This is a genomic window from Thalassospira sp. MBR-102, from assembly GCF_040549275.1.
GTDB lineage: Bacteria > Pseudomonadota > Alphaproteobacteria > Rhodospirillales > Thalassospiraceae > Thalassospira > Thalassospira xiamenensis.
On sequence record NZ_JBEPTC010000002.1, the window covers coordinates 21,483 to 34,818 of the forward strand.

General features: G+C 55.4%; 18 protein-coding genes and 1 pseudogene. 9 read left to right on the forward strand and 10 right to left on the reverse strand.

The window, feature by feature from the left end; genetic code table 11:
* Window positions 1-21 precede the first annotated feature (21 nt).
* Window positions 22-357 carry a ferredoxin FdxA gene (fdxA, locus tag ABIE64_RS03585; protein WP_007090191.1) on the reverse strand — a complete coding sequence of 112 codons (336 nt, stop codon included), beginning with the start codon at window positions 355-357 and terminating at the stop codon, window positions 22-24.
* 373 nt (window positions 358-730) lie between these two features.
* Here fdxA and ABIE64_RS03590 point away from each other — a divergent pair, with 373 nt between their 5' ends.
* The 7 genes and pseudogenes from ABIE64_RS03590 to ABIE64_RS03620 all read left to right on the forward strand — a co-directional run bounded on the left by ABIE64_RS03590 (window position 731) and on the right by ABIE64_RS03620 (window position 6,260).
* On the forward strand, window positions 731-3,160 hold the full coding sequence (locus ABIE64_RS03590) for a putative bifunctional diguanylate cyclase/phosphodiesterase (protein WP_354376656.1): 2,430 nt from the start codon (window positions 731-733) through the stop codon (window positions 3,158-3,160).
* A gap of 65 nt (window positions 3,161-3,225) precedes the next feature.
* A complete protein-coding gene (locus ABIE64_RS03595; protein WP_007090193.1) occupies window positions 3,226-3,600 on the forward strand; it encodes a response regulator transcription factor in 375 nt (124 codons plus the stop codon).
* Window positions 3,597-4,223 (forward strand): chemotaxis protein CheC, encoded by a 627-nt coding sequence (locus ABIE64_RS03600; protein WP_354376657.1) that lies wholly within the window; start codon window positions 3,597-3,599, stop codon window positions 4,221-4,223. The genes ABIE64_RS03595 and ABIE64_RS03600 overlap by 4 nt, the downstream gene beginning before the upstream one ends.
* Before the next feature lie 14 nt (window positions 4,224-4,237).
* Window positions 4,238-4,735: a PAS domain-containing protein gene (locus ABIE64_RS03605; RefSeq protein ID WP_354376658.1), complete on the forward strand. Its 498-nt coding sequence runs from the start codon at window positions 4,238-4,240 to the stop codon at window positions 4,733-4,735.
* 15 nt (window positions 4,736-4,750) lie between these two features.
* A pseudogene (locus ABIE64_RS03610) lies at window positions 4,751-5,329 on the forward strand (histidine kinase dimerization/phospho-acceptor domain-containing protein); the annotation flags it as partial.
* Window positions 5,309-5,839: a sensor histidine kinase gene (locus ABIE64_RS03615; RefSeq protein ID WP_354376925.1), complete on the forward strand. Its 531-nt coding sequence runs from the start codon at window positions 5,309-5,311 to the stop codon at window positions 5,837-5,839. The pseudogene ABIE64_RS03610 and the gene ABIE64_RS03615, both read left to right, overlap by 21 nt.
* Window positions 5,840-5,876: 37 nt before the next feature.
* Window positions 5,877-6,260 (forward strand): MerR family transcriptional regulator, encoded by a 384-nt coding sequence (locus ABIE64_RS03620; RefSeq protein WP_354376659.1) that lies wholly within the window; start codon window positions 5,877-5,879, stop codon window positions 6,258-6,260.
* Between the two features lie 34 nt (window positions 6,261-6,294).
* Here the strand turns inward: ABIE64_RS03620 and ABIE64_RS03625 are convergent, their stop codons facing one another.
* Window positions 6,295-6,717, reverse strand: a complete 423-nt coding sequence (locus tag ABIE64_RS03625) for a YbaN family protein (protein ID WP_354376660.1) — start codon at window positions 6,715-6,717, stop codon at window positions 6,295-6,297.
* A gap of 164 nt (window positions 6,718-6,881) precedes the next feature.
* Between ABIE64_RS03625 and arfB the strand changes: the two genes are divergently transcribed.
* Window positions 6,882-7,298: an alternative ribosome rescue aminoacyl-tRNA hydrolase ArfB gene (arfB, locus tag ABIE64_RS03630; protein ID WP_007090198.1), complete on the forward strand. Its 417-nt coding sequence runs from the start codon at window positions 6,882-6,884 to the stop codon at window positions 7,296-7,298.
* A 14-nt stretch (window positions 7,299-7,312) separates the two neighbouring features.
* Here the strand turns inward: arfB and ABIE64_RS03635 are convergent, their stop codons facing one another.
* Complete coding sequence (locus tag ABIE64_RS03635; protein WP_354376661.1) at window positions 7,313-7,906, reverse strand: TetR/AcrR family transcriptional regulator; 594 nt, start codon at window positions 7,904-7,906, stop codon at window positions 7,313-7,315.
* 283 nt (window positions 7,907-8,189) lie between these two features.
* Here ABIE64_RS03635 and ABIE64_RS03640 point away from each other — a divergent pair, with 283 nt between their 5' ends.
* Window positions 8,190-8,972 carry an acyl-[acyl-carrier-protein] thioesterase gene (locus tag ABIE64_RS03640; protein ID WP_354376662.1) on the forward strand — a complete coding sequence of 261 codons (783 nt, stop codon included), beginning with the start codon at window positions 8,190-8,192 and terminating at the stop codon, window positions 8,970-8,972.
* A gap of 2 nt (window positions 8,973-8,974) precedes the next feature.
* Here the strand turns inward: ABIE64_RS03640 and rnhB are convergent, their stop codons facing one another.
* The 7 genes from rnhB to ABIE64_RS03675 all read right to left on the reverse strand — a co-directional run bounded on the left by rnhB (window position 8,975) and on the right by ABIE64_RS03675 (window position 13,333).
* Entirely contained in the window at window positions 8,975-9,589 is a 615-nt protein-coding gene (rnhB, locus tag ABIE64_RS03645; protein ID WP_354376663.1) for a ribonuclease HII, read from the reverse strand.
* A gap of 57 nt (window positions 9,590-9,646) precedes the next feature.
* Entirely contained in the window at window positions 9,647-10,162 is a 516-nt protein-coding gene (locus ABIE64_RS03650) for a GNAT family N-acetyltransferase (RefSeq protein ID WP_354376664.1), read from the reverse strand.
* Window positions 10,163-10,247: 85 nt separating this feature from the next.
* The gene (locus ABIE64_RS03655) at window positions 10,248-10,652 is read right to left on the reverse strand and encodes a Na+/H+ antiporter subunit G (protein ID WP_007090203.1); all 405 of its coding nucleotides are present in this window, start codon (window positions 10,650-10,652) and stop codon (window positions 10,248-10,250) included.
* Window positions 10,653-10,663: 11 nt separating this feature from the next.
* A complete protein-coding gene (locus tag ABIE64_RS03660) occupies window positions 10,664-10,933 on the reverse strand; it encodes a K+/H+ antiporter subunit F (protein WP_354376665.1) in 270 nt (89 codons plus the stop codon).
* Complete coding sequence (locus ABIE64_RS03665) at window positions 10,930-11,424, reverse strand: Na+/H+ antiporter subunit E (RefSeq protein ID WP_223304866.1); 495 nt, start codon at window positions 11,422-11,424, stop codon at window positions 10,930-10,932. The genes ABIE64_RS03660 and ABIE64_RS03665 overlap by 4 nt, the downstream gene beginning before the upstream one ends.
* Window positions 11,425-11,444: 20 nt before the next feature.
* Window positions 11,445-12,977, reverse strand: a complete 1,533-nt coding sequence (locus ABIE64_RS03670; protein ID WP_354376666.1) for a monovalent cation/H+ antiporter subunit D — start codon at window positions 12,975-12,977, stop codon at window positions 11,445-11,447.
* Entirely contained in the window at window positions 12,977-13,333 is a 357-nt protein-coding gene (locus ABIE64_RS03675; RefSeq protein WP_007090207.1) for a Na+/H+ antiporter subunit C, read from the reverse strand. The genes ABIE64_RS03670 and ABIE64_RS03675 overlap by 1 nt, the downstream gene beginning before the upstream one ends.
* Window positions 13,334-13,336: the final 3 nt, after the last annotated feature.

Genomic DNA, 13,336 nt, shown 5'->3' on the forward strand with positions numbered 1-13,336 from the left:
ACAGGCGTTTAACGCGTTTTATCAATCACCGGTTCCCGGTGCTTCGCTGAGCAATTCAGTCTTGCCCGACTTGCCATTCCATTCGTCGGCATCGGCCGGTGCATCACCCTTGCGCGTAATATTCGGCCAGACTTCCGCGAATTTGCGGTTGATCTCAAGCCAGTTATCCAGATTCGGTTCCGTATCGGGAATAATGGCCTCGGCCGGACATTCAGGTTCGCAGACACCGCAATCAATGCATTCGTCCGGGTGAATAACCAAGAAGTTTTCACCTTCATAGAAGCAATCGACGGGGCAAACCTCGACGCAGTCCTGATACTTACACTTGATGCAGTTTTCTGTCACCACATAGGTCATGGTGTAACTCCGTTCAGGTTGCGAGGCCGTGATGCGGCTGCGCCCGCGCTCGGCCTTGTTCTCTCTCGGGGCATTGGGTTATCACGCAGTGCGGTTGTGTGCAACTCCAATAAAATCCCATTTTTTTTAGTAGTATTGCCGTTTCGGTGCATTGCGATATCGCAGTTAAACAGACCGCATCGGACGTTCAAACCGGCTTTGGCGGGAAAATACATAAATCCCGGCAATTTTCCAGTATTAGAACCCGCGCAACAATTGCTTTTGCGGTGCCAAGCACATAGTCTGGACTGTGAAACATGGTCATAGAGCCATGCAGGGGTGTGGATTGGCGGAGGGTAGCCTGAAAACACAACGGCTCAGATGGCGTGACCGCTTGTCTGTCAAACAGGCACGTGCCGCTGTCGTTATCACCCTTCTGATTGGCCTGTTTTTCAGTGTCGTACAGATTGTCTGGGATCTTTATGAAGAACGCAGCCTGATTGACCGAACCGTTAATCAGGTTTTGTCGACGTTGCGCGAATCCGCAACACAGGCGGCCTATGGCCTTGACGAAACGCTTGCCGCACGCGTGGTGTCGGGCCTGTTTGAATATGAACCGGTTTACAGCGCGACGCTGCGCGACAATTTCGGAAATGTTCTGGCGCAAAAATCGCGCGCCCCCTCATCATCGGGGCGATCCGCATTTAGCGAAGTGATGTTTGGCAACAACCAGCAATATAACGTGCCGTTGCTGACCGGTGAAAGCCGTGATCTTGTCGGCCATCTGATCGTTCGGATCGATACCGACCTGATTGCCGATGGTTTCATCAATCGCGCCACCCGCATCCTGACGTCGGGCATTTTGCGCAACTTCCTGCTGGGGCTTGCGCTGGTGGCATTCTTTTACCTGACACTCACCAAACCGCTTTTGCGCATTTCACAGGCCGTCACCGGCATTGATCCAGACAGTCCCGATGCAACCGGGCTGACCGTTCCCCGTCATCATCAACGCGATGAACTGGGCCTTTTGTCTCGGTCCGTTGCCACACTGGTCGAAGGGATTGCATCAACACTTGGCAAATTGCGCCAGGCCGAACAGCAGATGCGTGATAACGAGTCCCGCCTGCGCGCGATTGTTCAGAACGTGGCCGATGGCATTCTGACCATCACGCCGAACGGCACCATTGTTGAGTTTAACAATGCATCCTATCCCCTGCTGGGCCTGAAAGAAGGTGAAACGCCAAAGGGACGGTCGCTTCTGGAATTTATCGCCCCGCGCGCCATTCCGAATTTCGAGGAAAGCCTTGCCGAGCTTTCGGGTCTGGACCTGCGTCATCATATCGCAGAGCAGCGCCTGACGCTGCCGCTGGTACGGATGGACAAGACCGAGATCGAGGTAAGCGCCGCATTTCGTCCGATCCCCGATGCGCAAACACCGCTGATTACGGTTGTTCTTCACGATATCACCGCGCGCAAACGCTATGAGGAACAACTGGTCTATATGGCCAATCACGATGCGCTGACCAACCTGCCCAATCGCAGCATGCTGGAATACAGCCTTAAATCAGCGCTTGAGAATCACAAACGTGATGCCGTAAGCCCACATGACCGGGCAACCGCGATCCTGTTTATCGATCTGGACCGGTTCAAGCTGATCAATGACAGCCTTGGTCACAATGTCGGTGATTTGCTGCTTAAGGCCGTGGCGGACCGTTTGCGCCGGGTGATCAGCCGACAGGAAATCATCGGCCGACTGGGCGGGGACGAGTTCCTGATTATCATCCCGCGCCTGCGCGAAACGCAGGATGCCGCCACACTTTCGCAGGCGGTTCTGGATGCGCTGGCCCCGGCCTTTGATATTCAGGGGCGTCACTTGTTCATCACACCGTCAATCGGCATCGCCCTTTGCCCGGCGGATGGCGATGATTTCCCGACCCTGATGCGCAATGCCGATACGGCGATGTATAGTGCAAAGGCCCGTGGCGGCGGAACCTATCACTTCTTTACCAAGACGATGAATGAAAGTGCGGTTGCGCGGCTTGCCATTGAAAATGACCTGCGCGAAGCCCTGAAAGAGGGACAGTTCGAACTTTATTACCAGCCAAAGATCGAACTGCTATCAGGCAAGCTTGCCGGGCTTGAGGCCTTGATCCGCTGGAACCAGCCGGGGCGTGGCTTTATATCACCAATGCAGTTCATCCCGGTGGCCGAGGAAACCGGACTGATTGGCAAGATCGGCGAATGGGTATTGCGCCGGGTCTGTGATCAGATCCGCGAATGGGATCTGCTGGGTCTGCCGCCGGTCAGCATTGCGGTCAATCTGTCCCCCAGACAATTGATCGAAGGCCGGATTACCGAAACGATTTCCCGCATCCTTGATGAAACCGCAACACCGGCATCACGCATCGTTCTTGAAATCACTGAAACCGTGATGATGCATGAAATCAAACGATCGGCATCAATCCTGGATGAATTGCGCAAGCTTGGCCTGCAGATCGCAATTGACGATTTCGGGACGGGTTATTCGTCGCTTGCCTATCTGAAACGATTGCCGATCAATTCGATCAAGATCGACCGGTCGTTTGTCCGCGATGTGACGACCGATCCAGACGATGCGGCGATCACCAACACGATTATCATCATGGGGCACAATCTTGGCCTGAAGGTGGTTGCAGAAGGGGTTGAAACACAGGAACAGCTTGAATTCCTTCGCGAACATGGCTGCGACGAAATCCAGGGCTTCCTGATTTCCGAACCACGACCGGCCAATATCACAGCCAGACAGATCGAACAGCTTTCGCGCACGGTTGCGTCTATTCTATAATCGGCCCTATCCTTGCGGATGATGCCTGATACAACAAGAACACAAACCGAAAATCAGAGAAAAACATGTCCCAGAATCGATCCGTCCTGCTTGTCGATGACAGCAAATTTGCCAGACTGCTGGTAAAGGCCTTTATCACCAGCAACTATGCCGACTGGCGGGTGGACGAGGCCGAAGAAGCCGAAAAAGCCCAGGCAATGGCCGCCGAGCATGCCTATGATTACCTTTTGATCGATTTCAACATGCCGGGCATGAACGGGCTCGAATTGGGGGAAAAGCTGCGCGCGGCTTATCCCGATGCTGCAATTGCGCTTCTGACAGCCAATATACAGAAGGAAATCCAGAACAAGGCCCACGGGCTTGGCATGGACTTTCTGGCAAAACCGCCAACCGAAGAAAAGATTTGCGATTATCTGAAGGGCAAGGAAGCCGGGCGATGATCGACCTTAGCGAGCTTGAACACGACACTATAAGCGAATTGATCAATATCGGGGTCGGCCGTGCTGCCGCGTCCCTGTCGGAAATGGTTGATCAGCCGGTGGAACTGACAGTTCCGACGATCACCTTTGTCGAAAGGTTTTCCGATTCAAACCTGACATCTTCGCCCGAAGAAGTGGTTTCCGCCGTCAGCCAGTCATTCGATGGCCCGTTCAAGGGCGAGGCGATGCTGGTTTTCCCGGAAAAGCGCAGCCTTGAACTGGTGCGGCGGTTGCTTAAGGTCGATGTGCCGCTCGATACCCTGACCGATCTTGAACAGGAAGCCCTGATGGAGGTCGGCAACATCATCCTCAACGCCTGCCTTGGCAGCATTGCCAACGTGCTGGGCGAGCCGATCAATTGTTCGATGCCGACATTTCGCAAACGCGAAACCCGTGCATTGTTAAATGAAGACATCGCATTTGATGCCGCGTCTGGCAAGAAGCCGGTTCTGATGATCCTGCATGTGCAATTCATGCTGCGCCAGAACGATATTGATGGCTATGTGCTGTTTGTCATGGATCTTGACTCCATCCAAACCCTGAAGGAACTGGTGCGACGCTTCCTTGAAAACGCACTTGGTTGACGGGCAGCGCCAAGATGACAAACCCTACCCCACCGATTGTCGATATCAAGGATGCCGCCCAGGCCGCCGACCTATACAGCAATCTGCTTGATACTGCCGATGTCGGATTGGTGGTGATCGGGTCGGATCATGCCATCTGTCACTGGAACCAGTGGATGCAAAGCCGGTCGGGTATTCCCGCCGATCAGGCCATTGGCAACCGGCTGAGTGCGGTTTTCACCGAAACACGTTTGGGGCGGCTCTGCCAAGCAATCAAGGATTGCCTGGAATTCGGCATGCCTGCGGTGATTTCGCCGTCGCTTAATCAAGGTGCGCTGCCGCTTCGCCCATTGCCGCAATTTGCCGCGACATTTGACCGCATGGAACAATCCATTCGCGTTCATCCGATTACGACATCGCGCGGCGAAAAGCTGTGTTCACTGACCGTGCGCGATGTGACCCTTGCGGTGCAGCGTGACCGGCTTTTGCGCCAACAGGCCGCCGAACTGGCCGATCTGGTCACCCAGACCTGACGCAGTGAAGACCGCACGCGCGCGATTTTGCAAAACACCATTGATGCCATTCTGGTCGCATCTGATGACGGCAACATAGAACCGCTGAATGCCCGCGCGCAGGAACTTTGCGGCCCGGAAGGCGACCCGGAACTCAGCAACATTATACGGTTTCTGCTGCCTGATAGCGAACATACCCCGCCACAACGCCCGACAGCCGACCGGTTGCTGACCGATCTGGGGACCGGCGTGATCGAGGTTCTGGCATGCACCCCAAATGGCCGCAACGTGCCGCTTGAAGTTGCGATCAGTCATTTTTCGGCAGACGGACGCTATCATTACATCATCACGCTTCGCGATATTTCCCAGCGCAAACGCCATGAAATGGAAATCCAGCGCACCATGGCGGAACTGGAACGTTCCAACAGCGAACTTGAACAATTCGCCTATGCCGCGTCCCACGATTTGCAGGAACCGCTTCGCATGGTGTCAAGCTACACACAGCTGATTGCGCGGCGATACAAGGATCAGCTTGACGAAACCGCAGATGAATTCATCCATTATGCGGTTGATGGCACCCAGCGCATGCAGCGCATGATCGACGACCTTCTGACCCTGTCGCGGGTCGGACGGCATGGCAAACCGTTCAATGCGGTCCCCCTTGATAGTCTGTTTGATGCGATTGCCGCCAATTTCCGGCGCGCAGGCCTTGGCCCGGCGGGCAATATCGTGCGTGACGGGTTCCTGCCAACCGTAACCGGGGATGCCAGCCAGCTTTTGCTGCTGTTTCAGAATCTTGTTTCGAATGGCCTTAAATACAGCGACCCTGACAAGGGTGAAGTCCGGATTTATGCCACCGAAACCGATGAAAGCTGGAAGGTTTTCGTTGCCGATAACGGCATCGGGATCGAACCGCAATATCACGCGACAATCTTTGAAATCTTCAAACGCCTGCACGGTTATGGTGAATATGCCGGGACAGGGATCGGTCTTGCGATCTGCAAAAAGATCGTCGACCGGCATGGCGGAACGATTTCGGTAGAAAGTGAACCGGGCAAAGGCAGCACGTTCTGCGTTGAATTGCCGAAAGAATTGCCGATTGTGATCCCGCCAGAAAGCATGTAGCTTTCGTTTACGTAAGCGTAAACCTGAACGGGATGTCATGAGCGACAATTATTCCATCACCGACCTTGCCCGCGAGTTCGACGTCACGACCCGTACCATCCGTTTTTACGAGGATCAGGAACTGATCGCCCCGGCCCGTCAGGGGCAGACCCGCATTTACAGCCATCGCGACCGGGTGCGCCTGCGACTGATCATGCGGGGCAAGCGGCTTGGCTTTTCGCTTAAGGAAATCCGCGATCTGCTTGATCTTTATGACACCGACCGCAGCGAAATCATGCAGTTGACGATCCTTGTCGACAAGATCAATGAACGCCGCGACACGCTGCGCAAACAGCGTCAGGATATCGATGCGACACTTGATGAGCTCGATAAGCTTGAAGAAGCCTGTCAGGAAGAATTGACCCGCAAATCGGGGAACTGATCTGCACTGTTGTGTGCCTTGACGTGGTCAGGAATCAGGAGCCTGCACCCGGCTCCCTGCCCTGCGTCTGTACCTGTGCCATCGGCATCGATGCGGGCAGACGCGACGGGCGCGACAGGATAAAACAGCTGACCGGGATCGCGACAAGCAACTGGATCATCACCACCCAGCGGTTTTCGACAAAGATCAGGGATGCGGCAATCACCACGACAAAGGCCGACATCGCCATGATCTTGGCCCGGCGATGGATCACGCCATGTTCGTTCCAGTGCCGGATCGACGGACCAAAATGCGGATGATTGTAAATCCACGCATGCAGGCGCGGTGACCCTTTGCTAAACAGCCAGGCGGCCAGCAGCATGAAGGGGGTGGTCGGCAGAATTGGCAGAAATGCGCCAACAATTCCAAGCCCTACCGAAAGCCAGCCCAAGGCCAGATAAAGATACGATACCTGCACGTCTTATTTCCTGTTTACAGCCCTGCCCGCCCCTGACAGGGTAAGTGCCTTCAATGTAGGTGGAATGCCATTGTTTTTCAATCAACAGCACCCGCCGGTTTTCGGGCTTCTGCCGTGCGGGTTCGCCGCACAACTTGCCGCCCCTATTACTTAGACGATCCGCCATGCTCGAAATCTCAAATGATCTTTATCTTGATGAACGCCATCTGCAATTCCAGTTCGTGCGCGCATCCGGACCGGGCGGCCAGAACGTCAACAAAGTATCGACCGCGGTACAGATGCGCGTGCGTATTGATGACCTGACGGAATTGCCGCAACGCGTGCGTGATCGCCTGCGTGAACTGGCGGGCAGCAGGCTGACCAATGACGGGGAAATCATCTTTGACGCGCAGCGTTATCGCACCCAGGAACGGAATAAACAGGATGCCATCGAACGGCTTCTGGCCCTGTTGCGCAAGGCCGCAGAACGCAAGAAATTCCGCGTCAAAACCCGCCCGTCTCTATCGGCCAAACGCAAACGGGTCGACACGAAAAAGAAACGCGGCGACGTAAAGAAAATGCGCCAGCGACCGATGGATTAGGCCGCAGATACCGGTCAGGACAACGGGCATTTATGCAGCCAGTCGTCCATCAAGGCGGCCATTTCCGAATTTTCCACCCCCGCCTGTGACAGCGATTGCCAGGTCGAAAATTGCACCGCATGTCGCGCAACCGCTTGGCACATCTTGCCCTTGCGCCGTTCGGCAGGCAGGCTTGCCAGTGCATCGGCAGACAACATGTCGAGATAGGCATCAAAGCCCTTCATCTGTTCATGAAGGGCTGCGACATTTTCCCGATCACGATAGCAATGATCCCACATATAAGCCGTTTCACCATAATAGTGATAAAGCATGCTCAGTATCGCGAGGCCCCAGTCACCCTCTGCCACCGACTCGCGCCATGATGCGGGATCGGGTGGCGGGTTAAGGCTCCGCCAATGTGACGAGCACGCATCAAGCAGTTCATTTTCTTCGGGAAAATGCCGATAGACCGTCAGGCGCTGCACCCCGGCGCGGTCTGCAATCGCGCTGATGGTCGTGCGTGCCGGGCCGACTTCGCCATGCAATTTCATCGCAGCTTCGACAATCTTGAGGCGCGTTTCGTCTTCTTTTTCCGCGCGTAACGTCTTGTTGTATTTTCGTTTTTCCATTTAATAAAACATCACTGTTCTTTCAAATTTAAACCAAAGGAACTGCGTTTTTCATTTTAAATGAACACATGTGATCATTCACTTTTTTGGCAGTCCCCGAAAGAACCACAAAATACACATGATGCAGCCCAACCCTGAATTTAACCATCATCACCAGCTTTGCTGAAATGAGCAAGATGAACCTTCGGGACATCCCGGTTCGTATTGCGGATTTCCAATCCGGATTTGCAAGCAGCCAACCGGGTTTCTATAACAGTCATGGAATGACACAGGATTTGCCAACATGACAATCCAATGGGACGAAATTGCCAAGCCCGCCCTGCCCGCCAATTGCGGATGGCGCGGGACCTACCGGGTGCGTTATTCGGAAATTGGCGACAACGGCCTTGCGATGTTGCCGGCCCTGGCCGATTACATGCAAGACGCCGCTGGTTGGGGCGCACGCATCCTGAAACTCGCCTATGACGACACGGTTGATAAAGGCATGGCATGGGTGCTGGCGCGGATGGTCATTCATGTCCGACGCTATCCCGGCAATGGCGAGGAAATCATTGTCGAAACATGGCCATCGGGTGTTGCAAGGCGTGTGGCGACCCGTGATTTCCGTTTGATCGACAGTAGCGGCGACGTGATTGCGGTCGCGCAAAGTTTCTGGGTGATGTTTGACCTGTTGGAACGCCGTGCCGCAAGCTGGCCGGACTGGATCGAAGAACGGCTGCCAAAACCGCCCGGCCCGAAACTGATCGAACCACCATTCCGGCCGCCCTTCACCACCGATCCGTTACCCGAAATCGACAGCATAAAGGCCCGCCCATCCGATCTTGACCTGTATGGGCATGTCAATAATGTGCGTTTGATGCAATGGGTGCTTGGTTCGGCCGGGGAAGATGCCAAACCAGACTTCCAACCCGAAAGCCTCGATATCCAGTTCCGCACCGAATGCCGGGTTCACGAACGGGTAAAGGTTCGCCAGACGAACGGATTTGCCGCGATTACACGTGATGGCGACGGGGTTGATCTGGTCCGTGCGCACGTCGTGCCCAAAAACCGTACCGCATTAGCCTAGGATCAGGACAGAATTCCGAGCAGTTCGGCAATCGGTCTGAAACTGCGACGGTGATGCAGGGTCGGCCCGACAATGCCAAGCCCCTCCATATGCTTTTTCACGCCATATCCGGCATTGCCATCCCAGCCGAAATGCGGATAGCGCGCGGCAAGGCGGGTCATGGCGCGGTCGCGAACGACCTTGGCAACGATGGATGCCGCCGCGATGGATAATGATCTGCCATCGCCCTTGATGACCGTTTCCACCGCACACGGCAGCCCCGGATCACGATTGCCATCCACCAGCGCCTGATCGGGGCATTGCGGCAAACGCGCCACCGCACGGCGCATGGCAACATAGGTCGCCTGAAGGATATTGATCCGGTCGATTTCACGGACCGATGCCGCGCCAATACCAACCTCGGCACATCCCATGATCAGGTCAAACAACAGATCGCGTTTCTTGACCGACAGCTTTTTGGAATCGTTGAGTTCCCCCAGAAGGATTTCAGGCAGCCGTTCATCACGCGGCAGGATCACGGCCGCGGCAACCACCGGCCCGGCAAGCGGCCCGCGGCCGACCTCGTCGATCCCGGCGATGCGTCCGCGATATTGATCCTCGATGCTGAAATCCGGCATGTAAAACCTGTCCCTCCTGCCTTTCCTCATAGCAAGGATGTGGGGCGGTCGACAATGTCATCTGTGATGACGTTTGGCAAAATCATCCGCCGTGATGGCATATTGCACGCCATCACTATCGGTCTTGTGATGGCGCATGCCGATCTTTCGTGCGACCGCAAGTGACCCGATATTGCGTGCATCGATACAGGCAATGAAACTGTCCAGTTTCATTTTTTCAAACCCGTGCGATAACACGGCGTTGGCGGCCTCGGATGCATATCCCCGCCCCCAGAAAGCCGGTTTCAGACGCCAGCCAATTTCGATTTCGGGTCCAACGGCGTCCTCGGGGATCAGCAGAACCCAGCCAATGAAACTGTCCGGTTCCGTTTTTCGAAACAGCGACCAATATCCCAACCCCGGCCCGTAATCCATGGTGATGCGATCATGGATAAAGGCGCGATGTTCGGTTTCATCGGCCCAAGGGCCCTGAACGAAATCGGTTACGCCGGGTTCGCGATCCATCGCAAAACAATCGTCAAGATCATCCAATGTCCGCGGGCGCAGCCATAGACGTTCGGTTTCCAGTATCATTCGGTTTTCCTGCCATTCGAGCACCGCAACAGCATAACAAAACGGCACCGTTTGAACGGTGCCGTTTTAAGGTTTGCAAACCCGGTTATTTTTCGTCGGGTTTATATTCTTCGCTGGGGTCATAGCCATCCGGGCCAACCGGATCAAAGGTCGCCCAACCTTCGTCCCGACCACTTTCCGGAAGGTCCTTATGCGGGTCAACATGACGTAGCAAATAGGCCTTGGCGATCAGGTTTGCGGTGATCGGTGCCGTCAGGAACAGGAACAGCGTGATCAGCAATTCATGAATGGTGAAATGCCCGCGTTCGATCCAGAAGAACAGCATCGAAGCAATCAGAATGGCGCCAACACCCACGGTGGTTGCCTTGGTCGGCGCATGGAGCCGCGGCAGCAATTCGCGCAGCTTGATCATCCCGAACGACCCGACCAGCAGGAAAATCCCGCCAATCACGATCAGAACAGAAATGACGATTTCAGCAATAAACGGCATCCTGTCTCTCCCTATTCGATGATGTCGCCACGCAAGACGAACTTGCAATAGGCAACAGTGGAGACAAAGCCGAACATGGCAAACAGAAGCGCGCCTTCGAAATACATCGAGGTCGCGCGGCTGATCCCATACAGCACCAGAAGGGCAATGGCGTTGATCGCCATGGTATCAACCGCCAGAATGCGGTCCGCAATGGTCGGCCCCTTGGCCAAACGCCACAAATTCATCAACAGGGCCACCGCCACACAGATAAAGCCGAAATTCAGTGCATATTCGATCATTCGAAAATCTCCTTCAGACGGCCTTCGTAGCGGGTCTTGATATCATCAACCACGCCCTGCGGGTCCGGCGCATGCAGGCAATGCACCAGAAGACTTTTGGCATCCGCACTCAGGTCGATGGTCACCGTGCCCGGCGTCATGGTGATCGTCCCGGCAAGGGTCGTGATCGCCTCGGGCGAGGTCAGATCAAGCGGCACAACCACGCTTTTGGATTCAAGGCTTTCGGTCTTGCGAAACAGGATCAGTCCGGCAACCACAACATTGGCGACCAGAATGTCCCACAACACGATCAACCCGTATTCGCAGATGGCATAGGCATTGCCGACCTTTGGGCGCGCGGGCCAGAAGTTTGACGTGATCAGCGGGATGGCAATCGCCAGGATCGCACCAAAGACCACGGCACCAGCCGATATTTCATTGACCAGCAACACCCAGACAACCAGCAGGGCCAGCGAGAGCAGCGGGTGGGGAAGACAACGTTTCAACATCATCACTATCCTTTCATCACCGCTTACTGGCCAGGCTGTGTGGCGGGTATTTCACCCAGCACAGCCCGGATGTAATCCGTGGTGTCAAACAATTGCGCCGCCGTTCCCTGCAGGTAATCCGTGATCGGGGCGGCAAAGACCGTCAGCACAACCAGCGCACCAAGCATGCCACAGGCTGCAATGATCGGAAGAACCGGCCAATTGGCGCCTTCGACCTCAATCACGCCTTCGGCAGACGCGCCTTTCCAGAACAGCACACTGCCAGCCCGACCGAAACCGACAATCCCCATCAACGACGTCACAAGGATCACCGCCCAGATCCAGTCGCCGAACGCGCTATCGCGTGCGGCATCAAGGATAAGAAGCTTGCCGATAAAGCCACTAAGCGGCGGCATCCCCGCCATGGCGATGGCGGCAATAAAGAACAGAACCGCCAACAATCCGGACTGATGGAAAACCGGCGCAGTGTTCAGGCGATCGCCGTACTGGCCACGGCGCGATGCCACAAGATCACCGATCAGGAACAGAGCCGCACCGGCAAAGGTCGAGTGCAGCAGGTAATAAAGACCGGCCGAAATGCTTTCGGGCGTAAACAGCGCGATGGAAATCAAAAGCGTGCCCATCGATCCGATCACGGAAAACGCGATCAGACCATTCAGCCGCTTGGCCGCCAGAACACCGATCATGCCAATCGCCAGCGTCACAATCGCGGCTGGCAGGATATAGGGCTGTGCGAGCCACGCCATATCACCGGCATTTTCACCAAAGCCCAGCGAATAGACGCGCAGGATCGAATAAGCCCCGACCTTCGTCATGATGGCAAACAGCGCCGCCACCGGGGCCGGTGCGTTTGCATAGGTGCCTGGCAGCCAGAAATGAACCGGCACAAGGGCCGCCTTCACACAGAACACCAAAAGCAGGATCAACGCCCCGGCACGCAGCAGCGCGGCATCACCAGCCGCCACCAGCGGCACCTGAACGGCAAGATCGGCCATGTTCAGCGTACCGGTAACCGCATAGATCATGCCGACCCCGACCAGAAACAGCGACGACCCCGTCAGGTTGATGACGATATATTGCATGCCCGCCTTAAGGCGTTCCGCCCCGGCCCCATGCAGCATCAGACCATAGGATGCGATCAGCAGGACTTCGAAGAAGACAAACAGGTTGAACACATCCCCCGTCAGGAAGGCACCATTGACCCCCATCAGCTGGAACTGGAACAGGGCATGGAAATGCTGGCCGCGCTTGTCCCATTCGCTCGATGCAAACAGGATGACGCCAAGACCAAGGATCGATGTCAGAAAGATCATCATCGCCGACAGACGATCCAATACGATCACGATCCCGAACGGTGCCGGCCAATCGCCAAGCGCGTACATTTCCGGGTTGTTGTTATTGGCAAAAATCACCAGCGACAGGGTGACCGCCACAAGGGCGACGGTCGCGGTGATCGAGAATATGCGCTGCAAGACAATGTCGTGACGCACCGCCAGAACAATCAGGGCGGCCATCACGGCAGGCAGCAAAATGGGGACGACAATCCAGTGACCCATCAGTTTTTATCTCCTGCTTCGGATGGTGCGCCTTCCGGGCGACCGTCAACATGGTCATTACCGATTTCAAGATAGGCCCGGATTGACAGCACAACGATCAGTGCGGTCATCCCGAACGAAATCACGATCGCTGTCAGGACAAGCGCCTGGGGCAGCGGATCGGTATATTCGGTAACACCATCACGCAGGATGGGCGGCATATCGATGGTCAGGCGTCCCATGGCGAACAGGAACACGTTCACCGCATAGGACAACATCGCCAAACCGATCACCACCGGGAAAGTACGACCACGCAGCAACATATATGTGCCGCACATGGTCAGAAGCCCGATACTGCTTGCTACAAGAAACTCCATGAT

Coding starts and splice junctions, on each gene's coding strand:
- arfB (WP_007090198.1), top strand. CDS start 6,882: ATGCTCGAAATCTCAAATGATCTTTATCTTGATGAACGCCATCTGCAA.
- ABIE64_RS03600 (WP_354376657.1), top strand. CDS start 3,597: ATGATCGACCTTAGCGAGCTTGAACACGACACTATAAGCGAATTGATC.
- ABIE64_RS03655 (WP_007090203.1), bottom strand. CDS start 10,652: ATGCCGTTTATTGCTGAAATCGTCATTTCTGTTCTGATCGTGATTGGC.
- ABIE64_RS03640 (WP_354376662.1), top strand. CDS start 8,190: ATGACAATCCAATGGGACGAAATTGCCAAGCCCGCCCTGCCCGCCAAT.
- ABIE64_RS03660 (WP_354376665.1), bottom strand. CDS start 10,933: ATGATCGAATATGCACTGAATTTCGGCTTTATCTGTGTGGCGGTGGCC.
- ABIE64_RS03605 (WP_354376658.1), top strand. CDS start 4,238: ATGACAAACCCTACCCCACCGATTGTCGATATCAAGGATGCCGCCCAG.
- fdxA (WP_007090191.1), bottom strand. CDS start 357: ATGACCTATGTGGTGACAGAAAACTGCATCAAGTGTAAGTATCAGGAC.
- ABIE64_RS03665 (WP_223304866.1), bottom strand. CDS start 11,424: ATGATGTTGAAACGTTGTCTTCCCCACCCGCTGCTCTCGCTGGCCCTG.
- ABIE64_RS03595 (WP_007090193.1), top strand. CDS start 3,226: ATGTCCCAGAATCGATCCGTCCTGCTTGTCGATGACAGCAAATTTGCC.
- ABIE64_RS03615 (WP_354376925.1), top strand. CDS start 5,309: ATGATCGACGACCTTCTGACCCTGTCGCGGGTCGGACGGCATGGCAAA.
- ABIE64_RS03620 (WP_354376659.1), top strand. CDS start 5,877: ATGAGCGACAATTATTCCATCACCGACCTTGCCCGCGAGTTCGACGTC.
- ABIE64_RS03650 (WP_354376664.1), bottom strand. CDS start 10,162: ATGATACTGGAAACCGAACGTCTATGGCTGCGCCCGCGGACATTGGAT.
- ABIE64_RS03675 (WP_007090207.1), bottom strand. CDS start 13,333: ATGGAGTTTCTTGTAGCAAGCAGTATCGGGCTTCTGACCATGTGCGGC.
- rnhB (WP_354376663.1), bottom strand. CDS start 9,589: ATGCCGGATTTCAGCATCGAGGATCAATATCGCGGACGCATCGCCGGG.
- ABIE64_RS03670 (WP_354376666.1), bottom strand. CDS start 12,977: ATGGGTCACTGGATTGTCGTCCCCATTTTGCTGCCTGCCGTGATGGCC.
- ABIE64_RS03635 (WP_354376661.1), bottom strand. CDS start 7,906: ATGGAAAAACGAAAATACAACAAGACGTTACGCGCGGAAAAAGAAGAC.